Annotated in this window: 2 protein-coding genes; one reads left to right on the forward strand and one right to left on the reverse strand. The window is 74.5% G+C overall.

Going from position 1 to position 1,848, the window contains the following annotated elements; translation table 11 throughout:
• On the reverse strand, positions 1 to 700 hold a 700-nt coding region (locus HGA02_RS18180), incomplete at its 3' end, for a LacI family DNA-binding transcriptional regulator (RefSeq protein WP_343035591.1).
• A gap of 67 nt (positions 701 to 767) precedes the next feature.
• Between HGA02_RS18180 and HGA02_RS18185 the strand changes: the two genes are divergently transcribed.
• Positions 768 to 1,848, forward strand: a 1,081-nt coding sequence (locus HGA02_RS18185; protein ID WP_210728786.1) for a LacI family DNA-binding transcriptional regulator, incomplete at its 3' end; no start/stop codon positions are given.

Below are 1,848 nucleotides of genomic sequence, written 5' to 3' on the forward strand. Positions count from 1 at the left end.
CGACGCGCGACCGCGTGCGGGCGAGCCCGTCGGGCGCGGTGACGGCGGCGACGTTGCGGTGGCCCAGCTCGAGGAGGTACCGGGCGACGCGCGCGTAGGCGTCCCCCTCGTCGACGCGCACGCTCGCGAGGTCGTGGTCCTCGGGCGAGCCTCCGACGACGACCGCGGGCGCCCGCAGCCGGCGCAGCGCGTCGATGCGCGGGTCCTCGACGAGGACGTCGGTCACGACCATGACGTCGAACCGCCGCTCCGCCCACCACTCGCCGTACAGCGCCACGGCGGCCTCGGGACCGTCGACGATCTGCAGCACGAGCGCGAGGTTCCGGGTCGCGAGCACCTCCTGGATGGCGGTGACGAACTCGAGCACGCCGGTCGCCTGCGCCGCAGGCCCCGCCCCGGCGCGGTCGACGACGAGACCGACCGCCCGTGGACCGGTGCGCATCGAGCGCGCCGCCGCGCTCGGTCGCCAGTTGAACTCGTCGGCGACGCGGAGCACGCGCTCACGCGTGGCGGCCGAGACGCCGGGTCGACCGTTCAGGGCGTACGAGACGACCGCGATCGAGACGCCGGCCGCACGGGCGACGTCGGTGATCGTCGGACGCCTCGGCGCCGGGGTGGACGGTGGAAGCGGTCCCGGTCCGGAGGGGGTCGGAGTGCTTCCATCGGTGGACGAGTCATATGCAGGTGTGACCACGATCACCTAGTGTGTCGCCCGATGCGGCACAATTGCACCATCTCGACTCCGACGACGTAGGCGAGGAGCAACCATGGGGACTGTCCGGCGCGGTCCGGTGTCGCCGACGGCACGGCGCACCATCGGTGTGCTGTCGCCGGTCGTCGGGGGTTTCTACTTCGGTGCGCTCATCGCCGGCGTCGCCCGCGCAGCGCGCGCGGCCGGCCACCGCGTCGTCGCCGTCCAGACCTATCCCGCGGGCCTCGACCGCGAGCGCTACCCCGACGAGTCGATCCTCGACGCCCCCGTCGCCCTCGGTGCGGTCGACGGTCTGGTCGTCGTCGGCAAGGCGCTGCGCGCGGACCGGCTCGCGGCGGTGCAGCAGTGGGGCGTGCCGCTGGTCCTGGTCTCGGAGGAGCCGACGTCGCAGGACGACCCGGTCGTCGTGCCCGACAACACCGCGGGTGTCCGGGCGGCCGTCGACCACCTCGTCGGGCACGGGCACACGCGGATCGGGTTCGTCGGCTGCCTCACGCAGCGCGACATGCGCGAGCGCTTCGCGGCCTACCGCGCGACCCTCGCGGACCACGGGATCGAGCCCGCCGAGGCGTGGTGGTACGACGCGACGGACAACCACGAGCAGGGTGGTGCGGACGCGGCTGCGCGGATGCTCGCGCTCGGCCGGCAGACGACGGCCGTCGTGGCGGCGACCGACCGCAACGCGATCGGGTTCCAGCGCGCGCTCCGTGCGGCGGGCCTCGTGCTGCCGCGGGACCAGGCGGTCATCGGCTTCGACCACGCGGACTCGGGTGCACGCGTGACCCCGCGCCTGTCGACGGTCGACGCGCACTACGACCGCGTGGGCGAGACGGCGGTGTCGCTGCTGCTCGCGCGCATGCGGGGCGAGGAGATCGTGGGCGGCGAGTACCGGACGCCGTCGACGCTGGTGCTGCGCGAGTCGTGCGGCTGCACCGAGGTGGACGCGGTCCTGGTCGCGGCCGACGTGGACCCGGCGGCGGTCGCCGTCGCCCGTCGCAACCTCGACCCGGTCGGCGGGGTCGCGCTGCTGGGCGAGCTCGACTGGGACGCGCTCGGCGAGGACCCGACATGGTGCGTCGGCTTCTCCGACATCTCGACGCTGCTGCTCCCGCTCACCCTGCGCACGGGCGTCGCGA

It is taken from the genome of Cellulomonas septica, assembly GCF_012396155.1.
Classification (GTDB): Bacteria; Actinomycetota; Actinomycetes; order Actinomycetales; family Cellulomonadaceae; genus Cellulomonas; species Cellulomonas septica.